Source organism: Hyphococcus sp. (genome assembly GCF_041986965.1).
GTDB lineage: Bacteria > Pseudomonadota > Alphaproteobacteria > Caulobacterales > Parvularculaceae > Hyphococcus.
In genome coordinates this window covers 63,414-90,155 of sequence record NZ_JBHIXB010000003.1, presented here as the reverse complement: position 1 = coordinate 90,155, position 26,742 = coordinate 63,414, and the positions used below count along the sequence as shown (strand labels likewise).

At 59.0% G+C, this 26,742-nt stretch carries 25 protein-coding genes and 1 other RNA gene; 15 read left to right on the top strand and 11 right to left on the bottom strand.

Features of this window, described 5'->3' with window-relative positions; all coding sequences use genetic code 11:
• The first annotated feature begins 7 nt into the window (after positions 1-7).
• Together secD and secF are read left to right on the top strand one after the other, a co-directional pair.
• Complete coding sequence (gene secD / locus ACFC5L_RS14165) at positions 8-1,639, top strand: protein translocase subunit SecD (protein WP_375203723.1); 1,632 nt, start codon at positions 8-10, stop codon at positions 1,637-1,639.
• 10 nt (positions 1,640-1,649) lie between these two features.
• Positions 1,650-2,615, top strand: a complete 966-nt coding sequence (secF, locus tag ACFC5L_RS14160; protein WP_375203724.1) for a protein translocase subunit SecF — start codon at positions 1,650-1,652, stop codon at positions 2,613-2,615.
• Between the two features lie 29 nt (positions 2,616-2,644).
• Here secF and ACFC5L_RS14155 read toward each other — a convergent pair whose 3' ends face one another.
• Positions 2,645-3,244 (bottom strand): superoxide dismutase, encoded by a 600-nt coding sequence (locus ACFC5L_RS14155; protein WP_375203725.1) that lies wholly within the window; start codon positions 3,242-3,244, stop codon positions 2,645-2,647.
• A gap of 171 nt (positions 3,245-3,415) precedes the next feature.
• Here ACFC5L_RS14155 and ACFC5L_RS14150 point away from each other — a divergent pair, with 171 nt between their 5' ends.
• Positions 3,416-4,135 carry a squalene/phytoene synthase family protein gene (locus ACFC5L_RS14150; RefSeq protein ID WP_375203726.1) on the top strand — a complete coding sequence of 240 codons (720 nt, stop codon included), beginning with the start codon at positions 3,416-3,418 and terminating at the stop codon, positions 4,133-4,135.
• A gap of 4 nt (positions 4,136-4,139) precedes the next feature.
• Here ACFC5L_RS14150 and ACFC5L_RS14145 read toward each other — a convergent pair whose 3' ends face one another.
• The gene (locus ACFC5L_RS14145; protein ID WP_375203727.1) at positions 4,140-5,777 is read right to left on the bottom strand and encodes a chloride channel protein; all 1,638 of its coding nucleotides are present in this window, start codon (positions 5,775-5,777) and stop codon (positions 4,140-4,142) included.
• 140 nt (positions 5,778-5,917) lie between these two features.
• Between ACFC5L_RS14145 and ACFC5L_RS14140 the strand changes: the two genes are divergently transcribed.
• Positions 5,918-8,737, top strand: coding sequence for a hypothetical protein (locus ACFC5L_RS14140; RefSeq protein ID WP_375203728.1), 2,820 nt, complete (start codon positions 5,918-5,920; stop codon positions 8,735-8,737).
• Here ACFC5L_RS14140 and ACFC5L_RS14135 read toward each other — a convergent pair whose 3' ends face one another.
• From ACFC5L_RS14135 to ssrA, 5 genes are all read right to left on the bottom strand, one after another.
• Positions 8,738-8,953, bottom strand: a complete 216-nt coding sequence (locus ACFC5L_RS14135; protein WP_375203777.1) for a ribbon-helix-helix domain-containing protein — start codon at positions 8,951-8,953, stop codon at positions 8,738-8,740.
• A gap of 82 nt (positions 8,954-9,035) precedes the next feature.
• Positions 9,036-9,254 carry a hypothetical protein gene (locus tag ACFC5L_RS14130; protein ID WP_375203729.1) on the bottom strand — a complete coding sequence of 73 codons (219 nt, stop codon included), beginning with the start codon at positions 9,252-9,254 and terminating at the stop codon, positions 9,036-9,038.
• 133 nt (positions 9,255-9,387) lie between these two features.
• Complete coding sequence (gene fumC / locus ACFC5L_RS14125; protein WP_375203730.1) at positions 9,388-10,779, bottom strand: class II fumarate hydratase; 1,392 nt, start codon at positions 10,777-10,779, stop codon at positions 9,388-9,390.
• Positions 10,780-10,882: 103 nt separating this feature from the next.
• On the bottom strand, positions 10,883-11,404 hold the full coding sequence (locus tag ACFC5L_RS14120) for an SspB family protein (RefSeq protein ID WP_375203731.1): 522 nt from the start codon (positions 11,402-11,404) through the stop codon (positions 10,883-10,885).
• Positions 11,405-11,746: 342 nt separating this feature from the next.
• Positions 11,747-12,123, bottom strand: a transfer-messenger RNA (tmRNA) gene (gene ssrA / locus ACFC5L_RS14115).
• A gap of 31 nt (positions 12,124-12,154) precedes the next feature.
• On the opposite strand from ssrA, the gene ACFC5L_RS14110 reads away from it, so the two are divergent.
• Complete coding sequence (locus ACFC5L_RS14110; RefSeq protein WP_375203732.1) at positions 12,155-12,496, top strand: helix-turn-helix domain-containing protein; 342 nt, start codon at positions 12,155-12,157, stop codon at positions 12,494-12,496.
• On the opposite strand, the gene ACFC5L_RS14105 is transcribed toward ACFC5L_RS14110, so the two are convergent.
• Positions 12,493-13,968 carry a DUF4153 domain-containing protein gene (locus tag ACFC5L_RS14105; protein WP_375203733.1) on the bottom strand — a complete coding sequence of 492 codons (1,476 nt, stop codon included), beginning with the start codon at positions 13,966-13,968 and terminating at the stop codon, positions 12,493-12,495. The two genes, ACFC5L_RS14110 and ACFC5L_RS14105, sit on opposite strands and share 4 nt — an antisense overlap.
• Positions 13,969-14,095: 127 nt before the next feature.
• Between ACFC5L_RS14105 and ACFC5L_RS14100 the strand changes: the two genes are divergently transcribed.
• The 4 genes from ACFC5L_RS14100 (at position 14,096) to ACFC5L_RS14085 (ending at position 17,688) form a co-directional block, all read left to right on the top strand.
• Positions 14,096-14,890, top strand: a complete 795-nt coding sequence (locus ACFC5L_RS14100; RefSeq protein WP_375203734.1) for a thymidylate synthase — start codon at positions 14,096-14,098, stop codon at positions 14,888-14,890.
• The gene (locus tag ACFC5L_RS14095) at positions 14,887-15,369 is read left to right on the top strand and encodes a GNAT family N-acetyltransferase (RefSeq protein WP_375203735.1); all 483 of its coding nucleotides are present in this window, start codon (positions 14,887-14,889) and stop codon (positions 15,367-15,369) included. Before ACFC5L_RS14100 ends, ACFC5L_RS14095 begins: the two co-directional genes overlap by 4 nt.
• 161 nt (positions 15,370-15,530) lie before the next feature.
• Positions 15,531-16,193, top strand: coding sequence for a dihydrofolate reductase (locus tag ACFC5L_RS14090; RefSeq protein WP_375203736.1), 663 nt, complete (start codon positions 15,531-15,533; stop codon positions 16,191-16,193).
• Between the two features lie 265 nt (positions 16,194-16,458).
• On the top strand, positions 16,459-17,688 hold the full coding sequence (locus ACFC5L_RS14085; protein ID WP_375203737.1) for a YybH family protein: 1,230 nt from the start codon (positions 16,459-16,461) through the stop codon (positions 17,686-17,688).
• Positions 17,689-17,695: 7 nt separating this feature from the next.
• Here ACFC5L_RS14085 and ACFC5L_RS14080 read toward each other — a convergent pair whose 3' ends face one another.
• Positions 17,696-18,787 carry an Mrp/NBP35 family ATP-binding protein gene (locus ACFC5L_RS14080; protein WP_375203738.1) on the bottom strand — a complete coding sequence of 364 codons (1,092 nt, stop codon included), beginning with the start codon at positions 18,785-18,787 and terminating at the stop codon, positions 17,696-17,698.
• A gap of 155 nt (positions 18,788-18,942) precedes the next feature.
• Here ACFC5L_RS14080 and hflK point away from each other — a divergent pair, with 155 nt between their 5' ends.
• From hflK to ACFC5L_RS14065, 3 genes are all read left to right on the top strand, one after another.
• A complete protein-coding gene (gene hflK, locus ACFC5L_RS14075) occupies positions 18,943-20,124 on the top strand; it encodes an FtsH protease activity modulator HflK (RefSeq protein ID WP_375203739.1) in 1,182 nt (393 codons plus the stop codon).
• Position 20,125: 1 nt separating this feature from the next.
• On the top strand, positions 20,126-21,001 hold the full coding sequence (hflC, locus tag ACFC5L_RS14070) for a protease modulator HflC (protein WP_375203740.1): 876 nt from the start codon (positions 20,126-20,128) through the stop codon (positions 20,999-21,001).
• A 129-nt stretch (positions 21,002-21,130) separates the two neighbouring features.
• Positions 21,131-22,516: a Do family serine endopeptidase gene (locus ACFC5L_RS14065; protein WP_375203741.1), complete on the top strand. Its 1,386-nt coding sequence runs from the start codon at positions 21,131-21,133 to the stop codon at positions 22,514-22,516.
• 4 nt (positions 22,517-22,520) lie between these two features.
• On the opposite strand, the gene serB is transcribed toward ACFC5L_RS14065, so the two are convergent.
• Positions 22,521-23,420, bottom strand: coding sequence for a phosphoserine phosphatase SerB (gene serB, locus ACFC5L_RS14060; protein WP_375203742.1), 900 nt, complete (start codon positions 23,418-23,420; stop codon positions 22,521-22,523).
• A 20-nt stretch (positions 23,421-23,440) separates the two neighbouring features.
• On the opposite strand from serB, the gene miaA reads away from it, so the two are divergent.
• Together miaA and ACFC5L_RS14050 are read left to right on the top strand one after the other, a co-directional pair.
• Positions 23,441-24,364 carry a tRNA (adenosine(37)-N6)-dimethylallyltransferase MiaA gene (gene miaA, locus ACFC5L_RS14055; protein WP_375203743.1) on the top strand — a complete coding sequence of 308 codons (924 nt, stop codon included), beginning with the start codon at positions 23,441-23,443 and terminating at the stop codon, positions 24,362-24,364.
• A 57-nt stretch (positions 24,365-24,421) separates the two neighbouring features.
• Entirely contained in the window at positions 24,422-24,874 is a 453-nt protein-coding gene (locus tag ACFC5L_RS14050; protein ID WP_375203744.1) for a YybH family protein, read from the top strand.
• Here the strand turns inward: ACFC5L_RS14050 and ACFC5L_RS14045 are convergent.
• Positions 24,871-25,590: a lysozyme gene (locus ACFC5L_RS14045; RefSeq protein WP_375203745.1), complete on the bottom strand. Its 720-nt coding sequence runs from the start codon at positions 25,588-25,590 to the stop codon at positions 24,871-24,873. The two genes, ACFC5L_RS14050 and ACFC5L_RS14045, sit on opposite strands and share 4 nt — an antisense overlap.
• Before the next feature lie 310 nt (positions 25,591-25,900).
• On the opposite strand from ACFC5L_RS14045, the gene ACFC5L_RS14040 reads away from it, so the two are divergent.
• Positions 25,901-26,668, top strand: a complete 768-nt coding sequence (locus tag ACFC5L_RS14040) for a TVP38/TMEM64 family protein (RefSeq protein WP_375203746.1) — start codon at positions 25,901-25,903, stop codon at positions 26,666-26,668.
• The last annotated feature ends 74 nt before the right edge of the window (positions 26,669-26,742 follow it).

The window sequence follows — 26,742 nt, the reverse complement described above, 5'->3', positions numbered from 1 at the left end:
GATATTCATGCTCCAGTTTACAAAATACCAGACCGCAGGCGTTGCGCTGATTGTGTTTCTCGGCGCGCTTTTCGCGCTTCCTAATCTATTGTCCGAAGACGCCCGCAATAGCCTGCCGGGCTTCCTGCCCAAAGGGACGATCAATCTCGGCCTCGATCTTCAGGGCGGCTCGCACCTGATGCTCAGCGTCGATACAGCGAAAGTCATTGACGACCGCTTGAAGGCGTTGATGGGAGACATAAGACGTGAGTTGCGGCCTAACCGGTCGGCGAATCGCGATCGCGTGTCGGTGGAAAGTCTCTCTTACGATGATGCGACGCACACGATCTCGCTTCTCATCGCTGATCCGGCGGATGCGGAGGAGGCCGAAGAGCGCTTGCGCGGCCTGACCCGCGGCGGCGTGGGCGGCGCCCTTGGCCTCGGTATTCGGGCCTATAGTTTGAGCGCCGATGGTCAGCGCTTTGAGGTCGCGATGACGCCGGAGGCGGTGCGCTACTGGTCCGACGAAGCTGTGCGCGACTCGATCGAAGTTGTGCGGCGGCGGATCGACCCGGCCGGCAACAAGGAAGTGCTGATCGCGCCTCAGGGCGTTGATCGCATCGTAGTGCAGGTGCCGGGGGACAATGACCCCGAAGCGCTGAAGGCGCTGATCAACCGCACCGGTCAGCTCAGCTTTCACCGTTCGGATCCGACCGTGAGTTTTTCCGACGCGCAGGCGGGCTTGCTGCCGCCGGGGCGGATCTATGTCCCCTTCGCCGCGATGGAAGCATCGGGGCGTCCGGGACTTGTCCTTTATGAAGACGCCGACGTCACCGGCGATATGGTTGTGACTGCGACGTCGGAACCGAACCCCGATGGCGGATTTCAGATCAACTTTGGTTTCGACAACCGCGGCGCGCGTCGGTTCGGTGAGTACACACGCAACAATATAGGCTCCGTCTTCGCCATCGTGCTCGACAATGAGATCATTTCGGCGCCGACCATTCAGTCAGCGATCACACAAGGGCAGGGGCGGATTACAGGCAACTTCACGGCGCAGGAAGCGTTCGATACGGCGCTCCTGATCCGGTCGGGCGCTTTGCCGGCGGAACTCAATACAATCGAACAGCGCTCCGTTGGCGCGCAGCTCGGCCAGGATTCGGTTGAGGCGGGCGCGAAAGCGCTGATCATCGGCTTCCTTGCGGTCATCATCTACATGATCATCAGCTATGGCCGTTTCGGCGTTTACGCCGACTTTGCGCTAATCGCCAATGTCATTCTCATCGCCGGGGTTCTGTCGCTTCTGGGATCGACGCTGACGCTGCCGGGCATTGCCGGCATCGTTTTGACTATCGGCATGGCGGTGGACGCCAATGTTCTGATCTTTGAGCGCATTCGCGAGGAAATCCTCGCCGGCAAGGCGCCGATCAAAGCGGCCGAAACCGGCTATGACAAAGCACGCTCGGCGATTATCGACGCCAACATTACAACATTTCTGGCGGCGTTGATCATGTTCCAGCTCGGGGCGGGGCCGGTGCGCGGCTTTGCGATTACGCTGGCCGTCGGAGTCGTGACCTCGGTCTTCACCGCCTATGTGCTGACGCGGTTGTTTGCGGGGGGCTATCTCCTCGCCAAGCGTCCAAAAGAAATCAAACTTTAAGGGTGGGCGCATGTTGCTCAAGCTGATCCCGGACAACACTTCCATCGGCTTTACGCGGGTGCGGTTTATAGCGCTCGCTTTTTCAGCGATTCTTGTTGTCGCATCGCTGGGCGCGATCTTTACGCTGGGCTTTAATTTCGGCGTCGATTTCAAAGGCGGCGTCACCATCGAGGTCGCCGACGATGAACCGATTGATATCGCCGCAGTGCGAACGGTTGTTTCCGACCTCGGTCTTGGCAGCGTCGACGTGCAGACGATTCGTGACTTCGCCGATGCGGATGAAGCGGTGCTTATCCGTATTTCACAGCAGGAAGCTGAAGACGGCGCGGACGAGACAGCTGGAGAGACAGCGCAACAGGAGGCGTCCGTCGCTGTGCAGAATGCGCTGCGCGAGCTTCTGGGCGACGGCGTCGATTTCCGGAAAGTGGAAGTTGTGGGCCCGACCGTTTCCGGCGAGCTTGTGCAGAAAGGCGCGCTCGCTGTGGCGCTGGCTATCGGCATGATGCTGATCTACATCTGGCTACGCTTTGAATGGCAGTTTTCGATGGGCGCTATTGTGGCGTTGGTCCATGACGTGATCATCACGCTGGGCATGTTCTCGGTGACGCGGCTGGAGTTCAATCTCGCGATCATCGCTGCGATCCTGACGATTGTCGGCTATTCCATGAACGATACGGTGGTTGTTTATGACCGCGTTCGCGAAAATCTCCGCAAGTTTAAGCAAAAGCCGCTGGCGGAGCTTCTCGATCTTTCGATCAACGACACGCTGACCCGAACGATTATGACCTCAGGTACAACGATGCTGGCTTTGCTGGCGCTGGTGATTTTCGGGGGTGAGGTGCTGCGCGGCTTCACGATGGCGATGATCTGGGGGATCGTGATCGGCACCTATTCATCGATCTTCGTCGCGTCGCCTTTCCTTCTGGCGACAGGCGTCAAGCGCGATTGGTCGAAAGCCGTTCCCGCCGGAGCGTAACGGCTTTCGACGATAGGCAATGCGGAACGTTAGGCGTTCCGCAGATTGTCGCTGGCGAAATCCCAGTTCACAAGCTTGTCGAGGAAGGTCGAGATGTAATCCGGCCGCTTGTTCTGGTAATCGAGATAATATGCATGTTCCCACACATCCATTGTGAGGAGCGGTGTGACGCCTGCTTCCGTCAGCGGCGTTTCAGCATTCAGCGTTTTGCGCACTTCAAGCTTGCCGTCTTTGGCGACAAGCCATGCCCAGCCGGACCCGAATTGCGTTGCGCCGGCGTCTGCGAAAGCCTTTTTGAAGCCTTCGTAATCGCCAAAAGCGGCGTCGATGAGTTCGGCCAGTTGGCCAGACGGCGCGCCGCCGCCATTGGGGCTCATTGAATTCCAGTAGAAAGTGTGATTCCAGGTCTGGGCGGCGTTATTAAAAAGACCCTGATCGCCTTTCTCCGCCGCCGCTTTCACAATCTCCTCGATCGAAGCGTCGTCCAGCGGCGTGCCCTTGATGGCTGCGTTGGTCTTGTCCACATAAGCGGCGTGGTGCTTGTCGTGGTGAAATTCGAGCGTTTCCTTGGAGATATGCGGCGCCAGTGCGCTCTTTTCATAGGGAAGATCAGGTAATTCGATCGCCATTTTCGCCTCTCATTTGCTATGCGCGTTATCTATGCAGGCCGCTGCGCCAGCGCAACTGCGCTTTTTTGAAATTTGGGTCAGTCAAACTAAAGACAGGCTGGATGGACGCCGCTTATTTTATGAAAGTCGATTCTCTTTACAGCGCCGCCAACCTGTCATTGATTGACGCGGATGTCTGAAACGCCAACACAAAGTCTCGATCATTGTTCCAGTCTGGTCCGTGAGCAGGACGAAGATCGCTGGCTGGCCGCACAATATGCGAAAGAACCGCTTCAAACTGCTCTATTGGCGTTGGCGGCGCTGCGTATCGAGTTGCGGCGTATCCCATCGCAGGTGAGCGAGCCGCCGCTTGGCGAAATCCGTCTGCAATGGTGGCGGGAAGGGCTGGAGGCGATCCGGGGCGGCGGTGCGCCGCGCGCCCATCCGGTATTGGAGATCGTGGCGGCGACATCACTCGCCGAAGGGCGGTGGGCTGGACGATTGGACGCAGTCATCGATGCGTCTTCGCGTCCGCTCTATGGCGAGGATTTTTCTTCAGCTGCGGATCTTGGCGAATGGTTGAGAGAGACTGAAGGCGCGCTCGATGCGCTGGCGGTGGAGATGGCCGATGGCGATCACATGCTGGCCGATGCTGCGGCCAGCGCCGGCGCCGCTTTCGCCATGGCCAGAGAAGGGCGGATGCTGGCGCCAAGGCTTGGCGATGAGGTTGAAGCTTACGCGGCGGCGCTATTCAAGAATGCGGCGCCGGTCTTGTCGAAAGCGCCGCCAGCGACCGCGCCGTCGCTTCTTCACCTGGCGTTGACGCCTGGTTATCTGCGCGATGGTGTGCGGCGCGCGCCCTTGCGAAAGCGCATGACGCTTTTTTCAGCGATGGCCTTTGCGCGTTTTTAGGCTGTCAGGTGTGATGCTCGATATTTTCGTCGATGAGCGCCTTGTTATAGGCGGCGAGCGCTTTCACGCGCGACAGATAACCGACGACCTGATCTTTTTCCGCAGCATTAACGACGGGAAGACCATGCTCTTCGGCTTCATTCAGCTTCGCGAGCGCCTCGCCAAGAGATTGGGTCGCTTCAAGGCGATCAGCCTCTGCAGGTAGGGGCGAGCCCGGGGGCATTTTCTCCATCACTTCACGCACCCGCATCGTTTTCAAAATGATGCCTTGCGGACCTTCAGAAAGGTCGTAGCCGCGGCGAGATAATTGCCAATGAAAGAAGGACCGGCCGCAGGTCCATTGCGTGATGAGTGTCGCGATAGCGACGGCGACCATAAGGGAGACCGTGATGCCGTATTCGCCGGTCATCTCGAAGACAATCAGCGTTGTTGAAATCGGCGCCCCAAGAATTGCGCCGCTGACTGCGCCCATTCCGATCATGGCGTAATAAACGGGGCTGGCGGTCGCGTCCGGGAAAATCTGGCTGAGGCCGGCGCCGAAAGCCGCCCCCATGAAAGCGCCGATGACAAGTCCTGGTGAAAAAACACCGCCGCCAAAGCGGCAGGAGAGCGTCACCGCCGTCGCGGCCGCTTTCATCAGCACAAGAATGATCAATAGATGGAGGGCGTAGTCGCCATTGAGGGCTTTTGTCACCGCTTCATAACCGACGCCAAACACTTCCGGATAGAAAATTCCGATAAAGCCGACGATGACCCCGCCAATAGGCGGCAGGAGGAGATAAGAGATGTTCCGGTCTTGTGCGAATTCACGCACTCTGACCGTCATCCTTTCGACCGCTTGCAAAAACCCGGATGCGACAAGGCCGCAGAAAACGCCGAGCAGGGCGGCGAGAGGCACGTCGATTGTATTGTGGACAGCGCCATAGTCAGGCAGTGCGAAAGCAGGAAAGTCACCGAGATGAATGCGCGTGACAATCGCCGCTGCGACGCTGGCCGCCGCGATAGGGCCGAAGACCGACAACGCGTAATTGCCGAGAATGACTTCGAGCGCAAAGAGCACGCCTGCGACCGGCGCGTTGAAACTGGCCGAGACCGCCGCCGCAGCGCCGCAGCCGAGAAGTGCGCGCCGGTGTTTGGCCGTAAAGCCGAGCTTGCGGTTCAAAATGGAGGCGATGGTGGCGCCGAGATGGACGGCCGGGCCTTCCCGCCCGGCGCTGCCTCCGGCGCCGAGGGAGACGACGGAAACAGTCGCGGCCGCAAGACCGGCGCGTAAAGAGACATGGCCGCCGCTCACCGCCCGCGCCTCGATCACGTCAGCGACTCCCTGCGCGCGGCCATTCGTCAACCATTTAAAGCGGTCAGCAAGGTAAAGGAGGCCGGATACGGCAAACCCGCCGATCACCGGCGCGGCCCAGGCGCGCCACGGTGTGAGGGACGCCGCGCCGCTGACGACGCCGGCTTCATCTTCGCCGAATGCAAGACCTGACACCGCGTCGATGGCGTAACGGAAGGCGATCACCCCATAGGCTGCGGCCACGCCGATCAGGACCGCGAGCGTCCATACGCGAAGCACATCCACCCGCCGGAGCCGGCGGCGTAGTTTGCGCAAGGCGATTAAGATGCGTGCAATCTTCCGCGGCATGATGGGCGTTATAGTTAACGAGTTTCGTTCATATCAGCATTCTGAGCGAAGTCTAAATGTCACGAATTGTTTAACGGCGAATTCACCCTGCTTTGCCATCATCGCCTTGCAATCCATAGCTATGAGTCACGGGGATGATTATGGCGGCGCCGACAACGCAATCAGCACGCACAGTGGCGGACAAAATCGACCCGGCGCGCGCGCCCGCGGCGCTGGAGCGCTGGCGTCGTGCGGTGGCGGACGCCATGGGCGGCGATCCCGGAGCGCCGCTAGACCGGCCCGACCGCAGGCTCCTGATGCTTCGCGTCTTCGGCGCGACAAGACGACTCGCTGACCTTTGCATGACCCATCCTGACGCCGCTGCGACGGCGCTCATCGACGGCGCCTCTCCGGTGCTCGCCGAAGCGGCCCGCGACATGACCGCGCTTGATCGCGGCGTGGGCGGACCGGATGCGCTCCATGCAGCGCTGGCGCCGCTTAAAAATCGCGTTGATGTGGCGATCGCCATTGCTGAGATGAGTGGCGAATGGAGCGTCGCAAACGCGACCGCCGCCCGGGTCGACTTTGCCGAACGGATGGTGGAGACGGGCTTGCGCTGGCTGGTGCGAGCCGCCGTCAAGCGCGGCGAACTCACCGTTGAAGATCCCGAAAACTTCCTGCGTGGCGTTTTCGTGGTGGCGGGCGATGACTTCGCCCATGAAGATCTTTCGCCTTTCGGCCCCCTCGACATCATTGTGCTTTACGATGAACAGGCTTTTGGCGGCCCGACAGCGCGCGGCGCTGACCGCATCTTTGTGCGCATCGGCGCCGAACTGCGCGAAGCTTTTGAAGGAAAGCCGGGCGAATTCCCGCTTTACGGCCTCAGAACGCCGCTTGGCTCCGGCGTCGGCGGCGCGGGGTATGCTGACAGTATCTCCCGCGTGAAAGCGACGGCGTCAGGACCGCAGGCTGACGCATTGAAAATGTGGCTCGGCGCGGCGCGTGTCGTCGCCGGCGACCGCACAGCGGGCGGCGCCTTCCTCGAAGAGATGGAGCAGATTGTCTGGTCGGATAATCCGATCGCGATGGAAGCGCTGCGCAGTTTCGTCGCCCAAAAAGACACCGATCCGCGGGGCGCGTTTCGCCGGGTCGCCGGCCTTTGCCGCCTTGCTATTGGCGGCCTGCGCCCGGTGTTCCGCACGGCGTCAGCGCGGGAAATCTTTGACACCGCCGCAAGCTCGCGCACCCTGTCGAAAGACGCCGCCCGGCGTCTCGTCGCCGGCGAGGAACTGGCGCATATCGCCGTCTCCCGTCTGCAAATGATGAAAGGCGCGGCCGTCACTGGCGTCGAACGCGAAGACGAGCAGCACGCGCTGGCGCTTCTTTGCGGTTTCAGCGACTACAAGGACCTTGAAGCCGCGCTCAACGGCGCTCGCATCGATGCGGCGAACACGCTGCGCCGTCTCGCCGCTGGCCCGCAGGAAGAAATTTCTCTCTATCGCAATGGCGAGTCAGAAAAAGAGGGAGACGCCGACAAGCTTGAAGACCTTGGTTTCCTCAACGGGCCGAGTCTTTCAGAAGCGGTGGACAATTGGGCGCGCAGTGCGGAATCCCGCCTTGGCGGCAAGCGTTTTTCCGCCCATGCGCCGGGTCTGTTAACCGCTTTTGGCGAAACGCAGCACCCGAATGACGCCTTCCGCCTCTTCGATCAGCTTCTTGCCGCGGTCGGCGATAAGCGCGACGTCTTCACCCTGGTTGGAGAAGGCGCCGAAAGCCGCGACGGGCTGGTTGACGCGTTCGGCTCGTTCGGTGCGGCCGTAGAGCCGTTGACGGCTTCTCCGGAGCTTGCAGAGGTCTTTTTCGAGCAAACGGGTGCGGAAACCCCACAAACTGGCAAGGAATGGCTGAGCCGCTTCACACCGCCGGCGCCCAAAGGCAAGACTGCGCTCGCAGATCTTGCGGCGTGGCGCCGTGAGGTCATGGCGCGCATCGCCTATGGCGCAGCAACTGGCGCCACCGGCTTTGATGCGGCGGTGGAGGCGTTTGAAGACATCCATATCCGCACACTGGGCAATGTGTTCCAGATTGCGCGCGAGAGCGCGCCTGCCGCAGAGAAAAAAGCGGCCGGCAATATTGCATTGCATGTTTTTGAATCCGATGGACCGCATTTGCCTGGCGCTTCGACCCATTTGGGCTTTATCGCCCGCGAAGACGGGGGTGAGGCGAGTGAGGCGTTCGCAAAACGATATCTGCAAGCGTTGAGCGAGATTGGCGATGGCGTCTTCGCGATTACACCGGATGCAACGCACCGTCCCTGCGGCGTTGCGGGCCCGGTGGTTCCCGACCTCAAAGCCTTCAGAGCTTATGTTCAGTCCGAAGCCGTGGCTCATGAGCAAATCATGCTGGCGCGTGGACGTGTTATTGCGGCGGGCGACGACAAGATTGCGGAAAGCGCGCGCGAAGCGTTGCGCAGCGCCATTGCAGGCGCGCGCCGCGCCGATATTCTTTTCCGCGATCTCGACCGCGCCCGCGCTCAACGCATGCGCCGCGAACGCGCATCGTCGGAATGGGATATTGACCGTCTCGAAGGCGGTCGCGCCGATGTGGAGCTCGTCATCTCGACCCTGATCTACAAACACGCTTCGGCGCATCCTTTCGTTCAGGATGCGTCTCCGGCGGAAGCCCTCGAAGCGATGGCGCGTTCAGGGCTGATTAGTGAAGAGACGGCGCAATCGCTCTCTTCGGCGCGGGCGTTCTGGGCGCGGTTGCAGCTTGTGCGTGGGCTTGCCGGCTGGAGCGATCCGTTGAAGGCGCCGGTGCGCCGCCGCTTTGGCGGGCTTATAGCGCGCGCGGCGGGCGTTCAGAAATTCGAGCAGGTGCGCCCGATGATGCGTGGTTATGCTGACGAAGTGACGCGCAGCTATGCGCAAGTCGTCCTTGGCCGACCTTCCATGAATATCGCCTCGCACGCGGCAGGCTGATCAGGCGGCCTGCAAACGCTTCAGCACGTAAACCCGGATCGCCGAGGCCAATCCCGGCGGCGGTGTTTGTTTCAGGCGATTTCTGTCGATGGAATCGATCAGCGCGGGCAGGGTGCGCTTGTCCGTCGCCGCGATGGCGTCGAGCGCGTCCCAGAATTCCGCCTCCAGTGCGATGCTGGTGCGGTGGCCTTTGAGCGTAATGGAGCGTTTGCGCATCATTGAAACAGCAAAACCGGTTGCCTCTTCCCCAAGAGGAAACCGGTTCGCCGCGCTTGTGCAAGCAAAGAGTTGGAAAGCGTTAGCTCTTGGCCCAGTTGTCGAGGCCGTGGGCGCGGATTTTCGAGGTGGCGAGAGTCACACCGTCGATGATGCCGGCCATGTGTGAGACGGCTTCGGAATCGGCGCTCGAAAGGTCGGCGCCAAGGGCGGTGTAAAGCGTCTCAATGTCCACATCATGCGCAAACAGGAATTGCGCAAGGAGGAGCCGGAGCTGGCTGTCGGAAGGTTTATCGGCCATGATCGTAACGTCCTTGTCCCAAAATGCGTCACACGCTGTGCGCGTTCACGAATGATAAGGCAAGAACCGGTCCAACGCCGCAGGAAAGAGGGCGCAGGGGAAAACTGACGCCCAATTCCCTGATATAAAGGGCTTATTTGGGGCCAATCATTTTTTCCGGCCGGACGATCCGGTCATAGTCAGCGGCGCTGACGAGCCCCATCTTCACCGCTTCTTCCTTCAAAGTTGTGCCATTTTTGTGCGCTGTCTTGGCGATCTTGGTGGCGTTGTCATAGCCGATTTCCGGCGCCAGGGCGGTCACCAGCATCAGCGATTGCTCCATGAGCGATGTGATGCGCTTTTCATTCGCTTCGATCCCGACAACACATTTGTCGGTGAAGGAGCGGGATGCATCGCTGAGGAGCCGGATTGATTGCAGCGTATTGTAGGCGATCACCGGCTTGAAGACGTTGAGCTCGAAATGGCCCTGACTGCCAGCAAAGCTGACGGTGGCGTTGTTGCCCATGACCTGAGCGCAAACCATGGTCATGGCTTCGCATTGGGTCGGGTTCACTTTGCCCGGCATGATCGAGGAACCAGGCTCGTTTTCCGGCAGGGAGATTTCTCCAAGACCGGAGCGCGGACCGGAGCCGAGAAGACGAATATCATTGGCGATCTTGAACAGGCTCACTGCGATTTCATTGAGCGCGCCATGGGCTTCGACCATGGCGTCATGGGTCGCCAGCGCCTCGAATTTGTTCGGCGCCGTGACGAAGGGAAGCTTCGTATAGGAAGCGACTTCGGCGGCGAACATTTTTGCAAAGCCTTTTTTGGAATTGACGCCGGTCCCGACAGCAGTGCCGCCTTGAGCAAGCGCGTAGAGCGGCGGCAGCGCGGCCTTGGCGCGTTTTGCGCCATTCTTCACCATCGCTGCGTAGCCGGAAAACTCCTGGCCGAGCGTCACCGGCGTTGCGTCCTGCAAATGAGTGCGGCCGATTTTGATGATTTTTGCAAAATCTTTTTGTTTCGCCGCGAGCGCTTCGTGGAGGTGCTCGAGCGCCGGGATCAGTTCATGCACGATTTGTTCGGCGGCGGCGATATGCATGGCCGTGGGAAATGTGTCGTTGGACGACTGGCTCATATTCACATGATCGTTCGGGTGCACCGGGTCTTTTGAACCGATAACGCCGCCAAGCAATTCGATGGCGCGGTTCGCGACCACCTCATTTGTGTTCATGTTTGACTGTGTGCCGGAGCCTGTCTGCCACACTGACAGCGGGAAATGATCGTTGAGTTTGCCTTCGGCGACTTCAAGGGCGGCTTTTTCAATCGCCTTGCCGGTTTTCGCGGGCAAGGATTGTTGCGCCATATTAGTGCGCGCTGCCGAAAGCTTGACGATCCCGAGCGCGCGCACCAACGGCGCCGGCATTGTCTCTTCTCCGATCGGGAAATTGATCAGCGAGCGCGCTGACTGTGCGCCGTAATATTTGTCGGCGGGGACTTTGAGATTGCCAAAGCTGTCGGATTCGGTGCGGGTTTTAGCCATGATGTGATCTTTCGGCAGGATTTATCTGGACATGTAAGCGTGGAGGGCGTGCGCGGTTTACGGCACTGCGCACGTATCAGGCAAGCGGCCTGTCGCCGCGTCGCTACTTCTTGCGGAATGAATCGAGGCTGACGATGTCCGCGCCTTCCTGCTTGGCGGTATCGTCGTCAGAATCAGCAGCTTCTTTTTTCCCATTGGGCTCGGACGCCGCTTCGGGCTGATCCGCAGGGCCGTCTTCGTCGTTCTCGGGGCCGGACACATCGAAATTGACCCCAAACTGGGCGCTCGGATCGGCGAACTGCGTGACAGCATCGAAAGGGATTTCAAGCCGCGCCTCTTTGCCTTTGAACCACAAAGTGACGCCAACTTCGTCATCGGTGACGGTGAGGTTCTCGAACTGGTGCTGGAGGACGATGGTCATCCGCTCGGGATATTGCTCTTTAAGATGGTCGGGAATGGAGACACCGGGCGCGCCGGTTAGAAACTCGATGAAGAAGTGGTGTTCGCCAGGCGCGTCCCCGAGTTCCGCCACCAGCTTCAGGACATCGCGCATGAGAAAGCGATAGGCGCGCTTCTGGGCCTCCTGAATAAGGTCGTTGTAATCCAGCTCGATGTCTTCACTCACTGCAAACAGCCTTTCGGGTCGTCAAAATCCGCCGATGTTGTAGCGGGGTTGACCGCGTGAGGCCAGCAGTACCGGAAGCGAAGGATTTGGGGAAAATGGCGCGGGCCGTCAGCACAAATTTATGGGAGCGAGGATGCCGGAAATGAAAGTCCTCGGGTTCTGGCGCCAGGCCCCGGGCCCTTGAGCGAAGCTCAACAGTGGATAGCTCGGGAGCGCCTGATTTAAAAAGAAAATTAAGTGGGAGCTTCTGTTGCCAGGTGCTCCCGCGGGCGAACGCCCGCAAGTCTGAAGAATCCCCGGCGCCTGCAAAATAGCTGTGAATTCCATGATGAGAGAAAATAAAGTCCCCGGGTTCTGTTGCCAGGCCCCGGGGCAGCCCCGCCTGACGCTTGGATGGGCGTCAGGGCTTCAATTAATCGGGTTACTCAGCCGCGTTAAGCAGCAAGAGCGAGCCCTTCCGAATTGTTGTCATTAGCAACTATTCAGTTTTAGCCAAATAACGGAGGCAAACCGGGCGAAAACATCGTCTTTAGACGCTCGTCGATCCTATTTCGGCCCCGCCAAAGCCTCCCCCATGGGTCTGCGGTGAGAGGGGTTTTGGTGGAGCCGCCGGGTACCGCCCCCGGGTCCGATACGGTTATTGCACGGGTCTTTTATCGCCATAGCCCGCTTGCGCGAGCCCCCTGAATATAGGCCCGCCGGGTAAAGAATTAAAGGCCAGTGACCCAAAGGCCGCGAAAAAACGCAAGAATGTCAAGATTCTGTAATATCCATGCATTATGTGCGCATGACGTCAGGGGGCGTTTTCGGTTGGAGCCGGACGAGATGGAATCGAGCGATTTCAAGAAATGGCGTAAGGCTCTGGGTCTGTCCCAGAAAGACGCAGCAAATCTTCTCGGCCTCAAGCGCCGCATGATCCAGTATTACGAAAAAGGCGAGCGTGACGGCGACAAGGTGAAGATCCCACGGTCAGTGCGGCTCGCCTGCTATGCGATATCTCAGGGCGTCGAGGACTATAATGGTCCCAACCGCAAGATTCACATGCTCGAAAAAGCCGACAACAAACCGCTAAAGGTCGTCGAGACGGCCTAACCGCCTGACGGTTCTTCGTCTGGGGTATCGGGGCCTGTATCTGCGCCTTGAGGATTTAGCGGCAGGACTTCCGGTTCAAACAATTCGACCGGGTGTTTGTAGCTCCAATAGCTCTCGGCGCTGCGAGCGCGCTGGACGCCGTCGCGAATTTCAATGGCTTGCGGATGGCCCTCCAGCGTCAATAATTTGTCGAGAGCCTTCTCGCCATAATCGCCCAGCCTGAAACGCAAATAACCGAAATCGAAATCCTCCGCGGCGATGCGTTCGTGTGCAAGAAGCGCGTACTGACTTTTCGCACTCATCGCCCAGGGATTGACGACCGGACTGGCGATCAGGACGAGGACAGCGACCCAGAGCGCCGCCATGGCGGTGTTCAGGCTTCCCACCAAAGGCATCCATCTTTTACTGCGCCAGTTCACTTCGGTGAGAAGTCCTGCGAGGCAGACAATAGAATAGGCTGCGATAAGGCCATTGATGGCGATGCCGGCGATGCGCGGCGGCGTTAGCCCATAGGCGTCGATCCTGAGTGAAAAGGCGTAAAAAGCGAGCCCTGCATAAACCGGGAAACCGATCAACGTGATCAGCGTCGGCAGACGCAGCCATAGAGGCGGCGGACGGCCTTCGCCGTTTTGATAGACGCCATTGAAAATGAGCATGCCCAGCAGCGCGAGCCCCATCATCCAGGCGCTTGGATAGGGCCGGTCGAAAACAAGCCCGACGCCGTTGACCGCGAAAACGATCAGCAGCGTCAGGGTGAAAACGGCAGTGATGACCATGAGAATGCGCGCCAGAAGGAGCAGTACGAAACGCAGGGCGCCGAGCAGTGATTGCAGGCCGCGCATCAGGGCGATGGACAGCCCGCCTATGGCGCCAAGGAATGGCAGGATGAACCAGGGTTCCTGAAAAAGCTTATTGAAGAAAGTTACGTCGAGTTCTTTCAGGAGACGCGCCCAGGCGAAGAGAAGCACGAGCGCGAGCGCGGCGAAAAGTTTTGCGCCGCCGGCGATGAGCGGAATTGTTACGCCATGAAAAAACACTGGCGAATAGGCGGGCGGGGCGCCGCTTTCCTGGGCGGCCTTGACGAGGGTCACCATCAGATAGGCGGCGAGCCCGCGCGTCGCCATCCAGAAGATCACCGGGAATGGCGTCAGGCGGGTTTCGTCGCCGCTGATGGTGCTGAAAATAAAATAGTCAGGGCCGAAAAGGATGACGGCGATGGCGCAGGCGCCGATCGCGGGGCGCAGAAAGCGGCCGGATTCTGCGAGCAGGAGATAGGCTGCGGACGCCGTAATCGTGAAAAAGAGAACGGCGACCGCGAGCGGATTGTCGTCGCGCCCATCGATCCAGTATTCCACGATCCCATAGGCGGCGAGGCCGGTGAGAAGGCCGATGACGAGGCCGGGCAGTGCGAGCCCTTTACCGCTGGATTCCGGCGAAAACGCCTGATCGCCGCCTTGGCTATCGTTGGCCATCTGACCCCTCATATGTCGCCCCACGCGCAGGATTGACGATAACACCGGCCGCGCCGGGGAAAAAGCGCCATTGGCCGCGGGGCTGCAGACGTTACACTGCGCCGGAAACAGGAGATTCGCAGCGTATATGCGACAGTATCTTGACCTTTTGGGCCGGGTTCTCGAGGCGGGCGATGCGCGGCTCGACCGCACCGGCGTCGGCACGCGCGCCGTCTTCGGCCACCAGATGCGGTTCGATCTCGCCGAGGGCTTCCCGCTTTTGACGACAAAAAAGCTCCACACCAAGTCAGTCATCCACGAGCTTTTGTGGTTTCTCTCCGGCGACACCAATATTCGCTACCTGAAAGAACACGGCGTTTCGATCTGGGATGAATGGGCCGATGAAAACGGCGACCTCGGCCCTGTATACGGGCGTCAGTGGCGGTCATGGGCGGCGCCCGACGGTCGCGCGATCGATCAGATCGAATGGGTAGTGAATGAGATCAAAACCAATCCATCTTCACGCCGCCTTGTCGTGAGCGCATGGAACCCGGCTGATCTTGGACAGATGGCGCTCGCGCCCTGTCACTGCCTGTTTCAGTTTTTCGTCGCGGATGGACGGCTGTCTTGTCAGCTTTATCAGCGGTCCGGCGACGTTTTTCTCGGTGTGCCTTTCAATATCGGGTCCTATGCGTTGCTGACCGCTATGGTTGCGCAGGTTTGCGATCTTGAACCGGGCGACTTTGTTCACACGCTTGGCGATGCGCATTTATACTCGAACCATGTGGACCAAGCGCGTGAACAGCTGACGCGCGAGCCCGGACCGTTGCCAAAGCTCGTTCTCAACCCGTCGGTCAAGGACATTTTCGGTTTCCGTTATGAGGATATCGCGATCGAAGATTATGAGGCGCAGGCCCATATCAAGGCGCCGGTCGCCGTATGAGCATGAATATCCGGCGCGCCGCTCCGGGCGATGAAGCCCTGATCCTGAGCTTTATTCGCGACCTCGCAAAATACGAAAAGCTCTCTCATGAAGTTGTCGCGACAGAGGCGCATCTGACCGCCACGCTCTTTTGCGATGCGCCGAAAGCTTTCGCCCTCATTGCAGAAGATGACAGCGGGCCGGTCGGATTTGCGCTTTATTTCTTCAACTTTTCGACTTTCCTGGGAAAACACGGGCTTTATCTCGAAGACCTTTTTGTGCGTGAAAGCGCGCGCGGCTGCGGCGCCGGCAAGGCGCTGCTGGCGGCGCTGGCGCAGGTTGCGCTCGAAAATAATTGCGGGCGAATGGAATGGTCGGTCCTCGACTGGAACGCACCGTCTATTGCTTTTTATAAATCTCTTGGCGCTGCTCCCATGGATGAGTGGACGGTATATCGCCTTACGGGCGCGCCGCTTGAGAGCCTGGCAAAAGGCGAGTAACTCAGCGGCATTAATCAGACTGTCTTTTTTAAAAAAGCGGTATGATTTGCCGCAGCGTGCGATACTGACGGCCTGTAGAAAAAAAGGCCTAGCGCCGTTAATAGAATCTTAACATAGATAGATACCCTATTTAGAGGGAAAGACATAGGCGGACCCCATATATGGTAGCGGCGGCCCAAGCAGACGTCTACAGAGATCTGTCTGATTATCCAATTGCACTCATTGTTGCCCGTTCTCGAAACTACACCATAGGGTGCAGTAACGAATTACCGTGGAGGCAACAAGATGATTTGAAACGGTTCAAGAATACTACTCTTGGAAAGCCAGTGATAATCGGACGGCGGACTTTTGAGTCTATTGGAGCACCACTAACTGGTAGGCTTTCAATTGTGCTTACACGTAACTCTGAATTCGCCAAGAATATAAATTCTCAGGGCTACCAGAACGTAAGAGCTGTAACGACAATTGGTGACGCCGTGCGAACTGCCAATGCCTTTTTGGATAATTCCTCTTTGGAAGGTGCAGAAAAAGAAGTAATAGTCGCGGGCGGCCAAGAAATATTCGAGGCTTTCGTCTCGTCCTGTTCAAAGATTTATCTCACCGTAGTTGAGGCAGAAGTTGATGGGGATGCCACTTTCCCAAGAGAGGACAAATTCCCGTTGTTCTCGGTTCAACTCATCGGTCAATGTGCGGCTGATGAAAACAATGAACATAACTGCACATACTACGAGTATTGTGAAGAAAAAGGCGTTGGTCGAAAGATTCCGAGTTCAGCTGGTATGCACGAGCACCGGGCTAAATTGTCGACTACAACAGCGAACTGATTCGGCCTGTCGGCCAGATTGTTGATCCTGAAACCGGTCGAAATTCGCATGCTTGCGAATTTGTCATTCTGGACCGGAAGTCCCGAATCCCGTCCAAAGAGCGGTAATTTTTAAGGATTTTGGCGACCCCGGATTCACGGCTTAAGCGATAGAATGGGCAATAACCCGTGTTTAGGCTCCAACTGGCAGGCCTTATGGCTTAGTCTTGGCGCCTGTCGGTTTCGGCATTGCCGGGCGATATCCGAAGGAAAGCGAGGAGGGGGACATGAAACGGGCGGCATCAGCATCGGCGATGGTGATCTTGCTGGCTGCAATGGGCGCGGTCGAAAGCGCGGCGGCGAAAACCACCTGCACCCGCGGCGACGACGCCCGTGTGATCGAAGTAATCTCGCCGGGCACAGTCGGCCAGAGCTGCGATGTGCGATATACGCGTGGGGGCGGGTCCAATGTTTCAGTTCCCTACCATGCCGATAATTCCGATAGTTTCTGTTCCCGCAAAGCCGAAGAAATGACGAAGCGTCTCGCGCTTTCGGGATTTACCTGCCTGCAGACGGCGCCCGCCTTGCGCGCCGACGCTGCGCCGACTTCCGACTATGTTGTAGACGCCAAGCGGCCCGCAGCCGAGGTTGCGCCCCAACCCCAGCCATCTCCGGCGCCGGTTGCGGCTGCACAAGCGCCCGTGGATGAGCCGGCCGCCGCCCCCGACATCGCCCCCGCGGCTTCGCAAGTCGAGCCTCAGCAACTTGCGCAGGCTGTTGAACCTGCGGCTGTAAAACAAGCGGAAGCGCCGGAAGCTTCCGTGAGCCTTGAAGATGAAATGAGCAAAATTCTGGCGCAGCCGCCAGTTGAGGAGGCCGCCACGGGCCCGGCGCAATTGGTGGCGCAGCACGCCGAGCCGCCGGCGCGTCCGCAAGCTTCACCTGTCGGCCGTCTGGTTGGCGCTGAACCGGACGCCCCGCGTCCGGCGACGGCGGTGACGCAGGCCAGCGTTCAAGAGCCTGCGCCACAGCCAGAAACCGTCGTCGAACCGGCGCCTGAACCGAAAAAGCCTGCCGCAACGCAAAGTCCGGCGCCTGCGCCGCAGCCGGAGAAAGCCGCTTCGTCATCGCAATTGCGCGAACCCGCCGACGTTGTCCGGGCGACGCTGATGGCGCAGGCCGCTGCATGGAATGAAGGCGATCTCGATGGCTTCATGAGTTCCTACTGGAAGAGCGATGATCTGAAATTCGTTTCCGGCGTCAATGTGACCAGAGGCTGGAACGCCACCATGAAGCGATACCGTGATCGTTATTCCGGTGGGGAGGGACTCGGCCAGCTTGGTTTCGACAAGCTTGAAGTCAGGCTCATCACCGATGATGTCGCCATTGTCACCGGGCGGTTCAATCTCGCGCGCAGCAGCGAAACGTCAAGCGGCGCTTTTTCGTTGGTGATGCGCCGCGACGCAGGCTCATGGAAGATCGTGCACGATCACACGACGGCCGATCCAGCGCAGTAAGGCGCGCTTACGCAAGCCCTGCAAATTTCGCAATTTGATCCGCCAGCTGATCGAATGCTGTCGCCGCGGCATGATCGGTTGCTGCGACCGGCAATCCGTCATCAGACGCCTGACGCAAGTCGGGATATAGCGGCACCGCGCCAAGAAAAGGCGCGCCGAGATCGTTTGCAGCCCGCTCTGCGCCGCCTTCGCCGAACAGGAACTGTTTTGATCCGCCGGGGCCTTCGAGCCACGCCATATTTTCAATAACGCCAATGACGGGCGTTTCTGTCTGGCGAAAGAGCTGGACGCCGCGCCGCACGTCAGCCAGCGCCATTTCCTGCGGCGTCGAGACGATGACCGCGCCAGAAAGTTTTTTCGACTGGATGAGAGAAATATGCGCGTCACCAGTGCCCGGCGGCGTGTCGACGAGAAGGATGTCGAGGTCGCCCCAGTCCACATCGCTCATCAATTGCCTGAGCGCGCCCATCACCATGGGGCCGCGCCAGGCGACGGCCTGGTCCGGATCGAGAAGAAAGCCGATGGACATGAGTTTGACGCCGAATTTTTCGAACGGCACGATCTTGTTATCCCGCATTTGCGGCTTGCCATCGATGCCGAAGAGTGTCGGCAAAGACGGTCCGTAGATATCGGCGTCGAGGAGGCCGGTCTTTAGCCCGCGCGCGGCAAGCGCAACCGCCAGATTGGCCGCCACGGTGGACTTGCCGACGCCGCCCTTGCCTGAGGCGATGGCGATCATCGACTTTACACCGGCAAGCTGGTCGCCGGCGGCTTCAATCCGCGGTTTTTGCTTGAGGCCAAACGGATTGTCATGGCCGCCTTTCGCAGGCTGCTGGGGCTTGGCCGCGCTGTGAGCAGTCGCAACAGCCGAAACGCCAGTTACGCCGGGCGCGGCGGCGGCGGCGTCCTCAGCCGCCTTGAGGAGAGCTTCCGCGGCGCGTCTGTCCCCATCCGGGACCTCAAGCGTAAAGCGCACCTTGCCGTCCTCATCCGCCGAAAGACCGCTCACAGCGCCGGAGGCGATGATATTACGGCCGGAGGCGGGGTCCTTAATGGCGGAAAGAGCGGCGCGTACGCGCAGAATGAGGCTGCCAGACACAGAGGATACCCTTTGAAATCCTTTAAAAAAACGCACCGGGCGCGTTGCGCCCGGCGGAATCGGTAACATATATACGACGCAAATCTGGTTCTTCCACCGGCGCCCGCCTGACAAACGGCTGAGTGGCGCGAATTCTTCATGAGAGAGAGGCTTGAATGCCCTGGCAAGACAATTCCGGTAATCGCGGCGGCGGCCGCGGACCTTGGGGACAGCCGCCCCGTGGCGGCAATGGCGGTCCCAATAACGGAGGGGGACGCGGCGGCGGCGAGCCCCCCGATCTTGAGGACCTGCTTCAGGCCTCGCGTCAGCGTTTGAAACGCGCTTTCCCACGCGGCGGCCGCGGCGGGCCGGGCGGATCTGGCAGTGGCGGCATGATGCCGCCCAATAAGGGCGTGATCGGCCTCATCGCCGCCGGTCTGGTAGGTTTATGGCTTTTCACCGGTGTTTATCAGGTAGCGTCAGACGAACTCGCTGTCGTCACCACCTTTGGCAATTATGAGGAGGTGAAAAGCCCGGGCCTTCATTGGCATATTCCGGCGCCTATTCAGAACGTGCGAAAGCAGCAGGCGCTATCTGTACGCGACATGCCGGTTCCGGCGACCGGCCGCCGCGGCGGCCAGCTCTCACCCGGCTTGATGCTGACTGGCGATAAAAACATCGTTGACGTTGCTTTTACCGTTCAGTGGAAGATCAAGTCCGATCTGGTGCCCGAGCAGGGCGCGGAAATGCCGGGCGTCGCGCAATACACCTTCAACATCGATGATCCCGAAGCGCTTGTCAGAATGACCGCAGAAGCGGCCATGCGTGAAGTTGTGGGGCGCAATACGCTCGACTTTGTGCAAACGGAAGGGCGCACTGAGGTTGCATCGCAGACCCGCGAGCTGATGCAAACCGCCCTGGACTCCTATGAAGCCGGCATCCAGATCGAACGGGTCAACCTGACGCTCGCCGAACCGCCTACTAATGAAGTGAACGAAGCTTTTCGCGATGTTCAGGCGGCCGAACAAAACCAGGCGACTGTGATCCAGCAGGCTCGTCAGTACACGAACCGGGTCGTGCCGGAAGCGAGAGGCCAGGCGCAGCGCATTCTGGAAGAAGCGGGTGCCTATGCGGCCGAACGCACCGCGGACGCCCGCGGTCAAGCCGCTCGTTTTAATGAGATCTATTCAGAATACGCACAGGCGCCTGAAGTGACGCGCCAGCGCATGTATCTGGAAACGGTCGAAAAAGTTCTCGGAGACGTCGACAAGATTATTATCGACGAAGACGCCGGCTCAGGGGTGGTGCCATATTTGCCCCTCAATGAGGTCCGCCGCCAACAGCAAGGAGCAAATTAAGATGAGCAGGCTTCCATTGCCGTTAATCGGTTTCTTTATTTTCATTCTGCTGGTGATTGTCGTCAATTCGGCGTTCATCGTTCCTGAAACACATTCGGCGCTCGTGTTCCGCTTTGGCGAACCGAAAAGCCAGTATCAGGAGGCGGGTCTTAAGTTCAAAGTTCCATTTGCGGAAAGCGTCGATTTTATCGACCGGCGCAACCGCCATCTGGAACAGGAACAGACTGAAATTATCGCGCGCAATCAGGAACGTCTGATCGTCGATGCGTTCGCGCGCTATCGCATTGTCGATCCGCTGTTGTTTTATCAATCGGTGCGCACCGAACAAAGAGGCGAGGAGCGCCTCAGCAACCAGCTAAACGACTCGCTGCGCGCTGTGCTTGGCTCTGTCACTGTGGATGAAATCATTTCTGAACGGCGCAGCGAATTGATGCGGCGCATTCAGGAGCAATTGACGCAGTCCGCGCGTCCGCTCGGCGTCGACATCGTTGACGTGAAAATTCGCCGCGCCGATCTTCCGCAAACGAACTCCGAAGCGGTGTTCCAGCGCATGATCGCCGAGCGTAACCAGCTCGCCCAGCAATACCGTTCCGAAGGTAATGAGCGGGCGAATCAGATCCGCGCCCAGGCCGACCGTCAGGTCATTGAAATCAAGGCACAGGCCGAAGAAGAGGCGCAGACTGTCCGGGGCGCCGCCGATGCGGAGCGAAACGCTATTTTCGCCGCTGCTTACGGTAAGGATCCGGAATTTTTCGCCTTCTACCGCTCACTTTTGGCTTATGAGCAATCCATGAAAAAAGGCGACACCACGATCCTGCTGTCGCCGGAGAGCGAATTCTTCCGTTATTTCAATAACTTGCAGGGATCTCGTCAGTAAGGCGCGATTCTTTGCGGTCAAATTGAAACGAATTTGCCCCGCCCGCCCGCAAGGTGATTTGCGGGCGGGCGGCTTTGCGTTAACCTGTTCAATCTAAAGGTTTGGTTCCGGGGAAAGATAGAGGCGGATATGGCTCGTTTGGGCGTGGTTCGGGGGCTTGTGGCTGGCGTTATGGCGGCGGGCGTAATGATGACCGCGCAAGCGGTTCAGGCCGCGCCGCGCGGGGCGCCAGACAGTTTTGCAGATCTTGCCGAAGCGCTAACGCCGGCGGTGGTGAACATCTCCTCCGCCCAGCGTTCTCGCAGCGGCCGCGCCAGCGGCGAGCTTGCGCCGCTTCAGCGTAAATTTGACCAGCCCGCCGTGTCGCTCGGCTCCGGCTTTATCATTGACGCGTCAGGGATTGTCGTCACCAACAATCATGTCATCGATAACGCCGAGAATATTACGGTGACGCTCCATGACGGGCGTGAGTTTACGGCGGTCGTGAAGGGCCGCGACCGCGAAACCGATCTCGCTGTTCTGCAGCTCGAAGGCGGCGGCAAGTTTCCCAATGTCGATTTCGGCAATTCTGACGCGGCGCGGGTAGGCGACTGGGTGATCGCTATCGGCAACCCGTTCGGCCTTGGCGGCACCGTCACAGTCGGCATCGTTTCGGCGCGCAACCGCGACATCAACTCCGGTCAGTATGACGACTTCATTCAGACCGACGCTGCAATTAACCGCGGCAATTCCGGCGGCCCGCTTTTTGACATGAGCGGCAAGGTCGTTGGCGTGAACACGGCGATTTATTCGCAGACAGGCGGATCGGTTGGCGTTGGCTTTGCTGTTCCCGCTGATCTTGCCGAGACGGTTGTCAGCCAGCTTTTGAATTACGGCGAAACACGCCGTGGATGGCTCGGGGTTTCTATTGATGACGTGACGCCGGAGCTGGCTTCATCGATGAATTTGCGCACGCCGAAAGGCGCCATCGTGACGGTGGTGCGCCCGAACAGTCCCGCGTCGGATGCGGGGCTGGAACCCAATGACGTCATTCTTCTGTTTAATCGTCGTGAGATTGAAAGCGTGCGGGATCTGACCCGCGCCGTCGCCGACACCCCGATTGGCACAACCGTGCCGATGGAGGTTCTGCGTGATGGACGTCGGGTGACAGTGCGCGTGCGCGTTGACCGCCGCGAAACCCGCATGCTGGCCGCCAATGGGGGTTCGAGCATTTTGCCGGCCAACGCGGCGCGCGGGTCCGGTCTGACGCTGCAGGAGCCGACGGATGACATTCGTCAGGCATACGGATTGCCGCCGACGGTTCAGGGCGTTGTCGTTACGGCTGTCGATCCGGAAAGCGCGGCGGCGATCGTGCTTCAGCCAGGCGATGTCATTCTCGAAATCGGCTGGGAGCGGATCACGCGCCCGTCAACGGCGGTTGATAAGCTCGGCAAGCTGAGAAATCTCAACAGCGGCCCTGTGCAAATCTATGTGCAGCGCGGCGATCTGTTGTTTTACGAGTCGCTCCGCCCGTAAGGTTTCAGGCTGTAAATTCCGATTTTGAATAGCCCTGCAGATAGAGCAGGGCGGTCAGATCCGCGTAGTGGATACGCGTTTCCGCTGACTGCGCGACGGCCGGCTTGGCGTGAAAGGCGACGCCGAGACCCGAGCGGGACAGCATGGAAAGATCGTTGGCGCCGTCGCCCACGGCCATGGTTTCGCTCAAGGCGATGTCGTTTTCCGCTGCGATGGTTTCCAGCGCTTCCTGTTTGGCGGCGCGGCCTAAAATCGGTTGCTTAACTTTTCCGGTGAGCTTTCCGTTTTCGATCAGCAATTCATTCGCCTGCTGACGTTGAAACTCCGCGCGCTGCGCGATGCGTGCGGTAAAATAAGTAAAGCCGCCGGAGACAAGAGCAGTGACGGCCCCATTGGCGTTCATGGTTTTAACAAGAACATCAGCGCCCGGCGTCAGGGTAAGACGTTTTTCAAAGGTTTCTTCGAGCACAGTTTCGGGCAGGTTTGCTAGCATGGCGACACGCTCATTAAGCGCGCCTTCAAAGTCGAGTTCGCCGCGCATCGCCCGTTCGGTGATGTCGGAGATTTCCGCCCGTTTGCCGGCGAACTCCGCCAGTTCATCGATGCACTCCTGCTGGATAATGGTGGAATCCATATCTGCGATCAGGAGTTTTTTACGGCGGTTGTCGGCCGGAATGATATTGGCGTCCATGCGCGCGCGAATTGCGACAGCCTCGATACGGGGGAGGAAATCCGGTCTTGGATGCTCGGTCAGGGCTATGTCATAAGCTTCGCCGGGCGCTAACTCTTTTGTGGACGTCTCCGCGTCAGCGTAGGGGCCGAGCGCGTTTATGAATTCGTCAATCAGGCCCGAGTCGATGGACGTTTTTGACGGATTGGCGATGAGCGATAAAACAAACTTCATACTGATACGGACTTTGAACCGTGATTAAGCCGGGTCTCATTTTTATTGCCGGGCCGACTGCCAGCGGCAAGTCGGCGGCGGCGTTAGCGCTCGCCGGAGCCCTTGACGGCGAAATCATCAACGCTGATGCAATGCAAGTTTACGATGATTTGAATGTCATAACAGCCCGTCCAACAGCTTCAGATGAGGCCATAGCGACGCACCATCTTTATGGCGCACTGGATGCGTCGGAGCGGTGTTCCGCCGGACGCTGGGCGCGGCTCGCCAAGTCTGCGCTAGGCAAATGCGCAGCACACGGAAAAGTTGCACTTATCTGCGGGGGGACAGGCCTTTACTTCCGTGCGCTGGAAGACGGCTTGTCGCCCGTGCCGGAAACTCCCGATGAGGTGCGGATGTTGGCCAAGGCCCGGCGCGATGAATTGGGGGCGGGGGCGTTTCGCGACGAGGTAGTGGCGCAAGACCCTGCTATGGCGCGCTTGCCGGCGGGGGACAGTCAGCGGTTGATGCGCGCCTGGGAAGTGTTCACGGCGACAGGCAAGCCCCTGTCTTGGCATCAGGCGCAGCCTCGGGAGCCGCTGATTGAGGCCGTGGACGCGCGGATAGTCATCGAGCCTGCGCGGGATGTTCTTTATGCGCGTTGCGATGCGCGCGCGGCGGCGATGATGGAGGAAGGCGCGATCGAAGAAGTGCGAGCGCTTATTAGACGCAATCTTGATCCCGCCTTGCCGGTCATGAAGGCGCTTGGCGTTCCGGAGATTGCGGCCATGCTTCGCGGTGAAATGGACAAGCAAACAACGCTGGAAGCCTTGCAGCAGAACACACGGCGTTTCGCCAAACGCCAGCTCACCTGGTTTCGCAATCAGGCGCCGGACTGGCCGCGCGCGGCCACGGCAGAAGAGGCTGAAGCGCGTGTAATAGAAATGTTGGACATCACTGGAAAGTGAGGCCCAGCTGAGCCGGGATAGAGTTATCCTGTAATCAGTGAGCAGAGGGGTTCTGTTATGAAAAAAATTCTCGCCGCCACAATATCAGCCGCCACGCTACTCTCAGCTGCGTTGGCAGGCCCTGTCGACGATATGCTAAGCGCCGATCGCGCCTTCGCTGCGATGGCGAAGTCCGATGGCGTTCCCGCAGCCTTCGCCGCCTATGCGTCTGATGACGTGCGTATGTTTCCCGAGGGCGGAGCGCCTTATCAGGGACGCGACAAGCTTGTTGAAAGATTCGCCGGCTGGCCCGAGGGCGCAATGCTTGACTGGACGCCTATGGACGGCGCCGCCGCGTCGAGCGGCGATTTCGGCTATACATGGGGAACCTACGTCTTCACGGCGCAAGGTGAAGACGGTGAAACGTCCTCATACGGAAAATATGTTTCCATTTGGCGCAAGGACGCCGATGGTTGGAAGTTCATCGTCGATATTGGCAATCAAAGCCCTGTGCCTGAACCGGCTGATTAAGCGGGCGTCAAAAACAACGCGCGTTCTTTCTCCCGTCGCTCAGTCAGGTGCGGAACAGATTGCAATTCGCCGTTGATGCGGGCGCGGTCGTGAAGGAGAAAACCATCCGCCGCCCCTTGGTAATCGCCAGCGTTGATCCTTTCCAGGACCGTCGTTCCTGAAAACCCGCCTTCGCCCAGATTGTAGGCGAGCGAGACCATGGCGGAGAACTGGTTTTCATTGACCGGAACCAGCACCATTCTTTTTACAGCGTCTTCTGAGGTGCGCACGTCTTCGCGGAGCAATTGTTTAGCCTGGCTTTCAGTGATGGTCATGCCGGCTTCCGCCGTACGGCTGTGGCCATAGCCGATCAGCCAGTGCCCGCCGGCATTGTAGGCCTCAAGGCGAAGCCCTTCGCTGTCTTCGATTATTTTCAGGCCCGCATCGTTCATGCGCAGACTGGCGTTCGCGGTGTCGCCGAGATCGCTGGAAGCCGGCGCGGGCGTGGACGCTGGCGGCGTCACATCGGGGCTGGCTGTTTCTTCCTCTGATGCGGCTTCACTGTCCTCGTCTTCTTCAGCGACGGGGATTGGCTCGTCCAGCTGCCCGAACCAGCTTTCAACCGATGAAAATCCCTGATCGGTAAGGCTGCGCGCCCAGCCGGGCAGGCCGTAGCGGTCGCCCACAAAAAGACCCAGAACGAATAAAAGCAGCCAGACAATCAGCCGGAAACGCATCGGATTTCTCCCCGCCATTCAGCGACGCATAGCACCGCTTTTTCCCCACCCCTATGCTGACGTTTCGGCGTCGAAAGATCAAATCAACAGTCGGGAATGGGTTAACGCCAGATTGCATTTATTGGCGCGTGGCGTTATTAAATCACACTCTAAAAGCCTCTCGCCCGGGGATGGAGATGGCGGGACGAATAGGTAAACTAGCGCCTGATCCGGATTCGGCCGGGCGCGCCAAACTAGCCGTAGAGCCAGGCAACATCGGTAGGCGGGGAGCGCTAAGGCCGGTTCAGCGTAAAGCGGGACCCTTAAGGGTATGGTCGAGTTTCTGCGCCGATTGGGGCGCTTTTTAACATCCATGGACGCCAAGGCGATCACCTCCCTGGCGGTATCTCTTTTTCTTCTGGCTTTCGTCATTTTGATGCTCGCCTATGGCCAGCAATGGCTCAATCTCGAGCAGGACGGAGAGCTGAGCCGGCTTTTAATGAAGGCGGCGGAATCGCGCTGGGCGGTGCTTGGGGTGATTTCGATCTTCGCCTTCCTGGCGCTGACCGGTTTTCCCCAGATTGGTCTCATCACCGTGACGGTGATCGTTTTCGGGCCGAAAAACGGCGCTATCTATTCTTGGATTGCGACCATGGCGAGCGCGACCCTTACTTTCGCCCTTGGTCACTTTCTCGGGGGGCGCTGGGTGAACCGAATCGGCAGCGACAGGGTCCAGCGCACGATAGATTTTATCGGCAATCATGGCGTTCTGGCGAGCGGGCTGGTGCGTGTGGTGCCGTCAGCGCCCTTCATTGTCGTCAATGCAGCCGCGGGGGCTGCGCATATCCCCTTATGGAAATTCTGGACGGGCACAGGGATCGGCATCATCCCGAAAATCGCATTGATCGCTGTTTTGTCCGCCTTTTTTCCGGATCCGAGTGCGCTTCAGGCCGAAATGAATAATGTTCTTAGCTTCTTCACCAGCCGGGACCCCCGTGATTTGGGGCTGATCGTGCTGGTCATTCTCGGCTGGTTGGCGTTCTTGCTGCTGATGCGCTGGGTCTACCGGCGGCTCAGAAAGCGGGAAAATGTTTATTAAGGAATGTCTGCGCGGGGTAAAGAATCTTGGTAGAGCGTAAACGGGCCAGTATGGGCGCAACAGCAAAAGCCGCA

Coding starts and splice junctions, on each gene's coding strand:
- serB (WP_375203742.1), bottom strand. CDS start 23,420: ATGAAGTTTGTTTTATCGCTCATCGCCAATCCGTCAAAAACGTCCATC.
- ACFC5L_RS14100 (WP_375203734.1), top strand. CDS start 14,096: ATGCGACAGTATCTTGACCTTTTGGGCCGGGTTCTCGAGGCGGGCGAT.
- ACFC5L_RS14145 (WP_375203727.1), bottom strand. CDS start 5,777: ATGCCGCGGAAGATTGCACGCATCTTAATCGCCTTGCGCAAACTACGC.
- hflK (WP_375203739.1), top strand. CDS start 18,943: ATGCCCTGGCAAGACAATTCCGGTAATCGCGGCGGCGGCCGCGGACCT.
- ACFC5L_RS14105 (WP_375203733.1), bottom strand. CDS start 13,968: ATGGCCAACGATAGCCAAGGCGGCGATCAGGCGTTTTCGCCGGAATCC.
- ACFC5L_RS14130 (WP_375203729.1), bottom strand. CDS start 9,254: ATGGCCGATAAACCTTCCGACAGCCAGCTCCGGCTCCTCCTTGCGCAA.
- ACFC5L_RS14050 (WP_375203744.1), top strand. CDS start 24,422: ATGAAAAAAATTCTCGCCGCCACAATATCAGCCGCCACGCTACTCTCA.
- ACFC5L_RS14110 (WP_375203732.1), top strand. CDS start 12,155: ATGTCAAGATTCTGTAATATCCATGCATTATGTGCGCATGACGTCAGG.
- ACFC5L_RS14140 (WP_375203728.1), top strand. CDS start 5,918: ATGGCGGCGCCGACAACGCAATCAGCACGCACAGTGGCGGACAAAATC.
- hflC (WP_375203740.1), top strand. CDS start 20,126: ATGAGCAGGCTTCCATTGCCGTTAATCGGTTTCTTTATTTTCATTCTG.
- ACFC5L_RS14045 (WP_375203745.1), bottom strand. CDS start 25,590: ATGCGTTTCCGGCTGATTGTCTGGCTGCTTTTATTCGTTCTGGGTCTT.
- ACFC5L_RS14040 (WP_375203746.1), top strand. CDS start 25,901: ATGGTCGAGTTTCTGCGCCGATTGGGGCGCTTTTTAACATCCATGGAC.
- secD (WP_375203723.1), top strand. CDS start 8: ATGCTCCAGTTTACAAAATACCAGACCGCAGGCGTTGCGCTGATTGTG.
- ACFC5L_RS14150 (WP_375203726.1), top strand. CDS start 3,416: ATGTCTGAAACGCCAACACAAAGTCTCGATCATTGTTCCAGTCTGGTC.
- ACFC5L_RS14065 (WP_375203741.1), top strand. CDS start 21,131: ATGGCTCGTTTGGGCGTGGTTCGGGGGCTTGTGGCTGGCGTTATGGCG.
- secF (WP_375203724.1), top strand. CDS start 1,650: ATGTTGCTCAAGCTGATCCCGGACAACACTTCCATCGGCTTTACGCGG.
- fumC (WP_375203730.1), bottom strand. CDS start 10,779: ATGGCTAAAACCCGCACCGAATCCGACAGCTTTGGCAATCTCAAAGTC.
- ACFC5L_RS14135 (WP_375203777.1), bottom strand. CDS start 8,953: ATGCGCAAACGCTCCATTACGCTCAAAGGCCACCGCACCAGCATCGCA.
- ACFC5L_RS14095 (WP_375203735.1), top strand. CDS start 14,887: ATGAGCATGAATATCCGGCGCGCCGCTCCGGGCGATGAAGCCCTGATC.
- ACFC5L_RS14090 (WP_375203736.1), top strand. CDS start 15,531: ATGGTAGCGGCGGCCCAAGCAGACGTCTACAGAGATCTGTCTGATTAT.
- ACFC5L_RS14155 (WP_375203725.1), bottom strand. CDS start 3,244: ATGGCGATCGAATTACCTGATCTTCCCTATGAAAAGAGCGCACTGGCG.
- ACFC5L_RS14085 (WP_375203737.1), top strand. CDS start 16,459: ATGAAACGGGCGGCATCAGCATCGGCGATGGTGATCTTGCTGGCTGCA.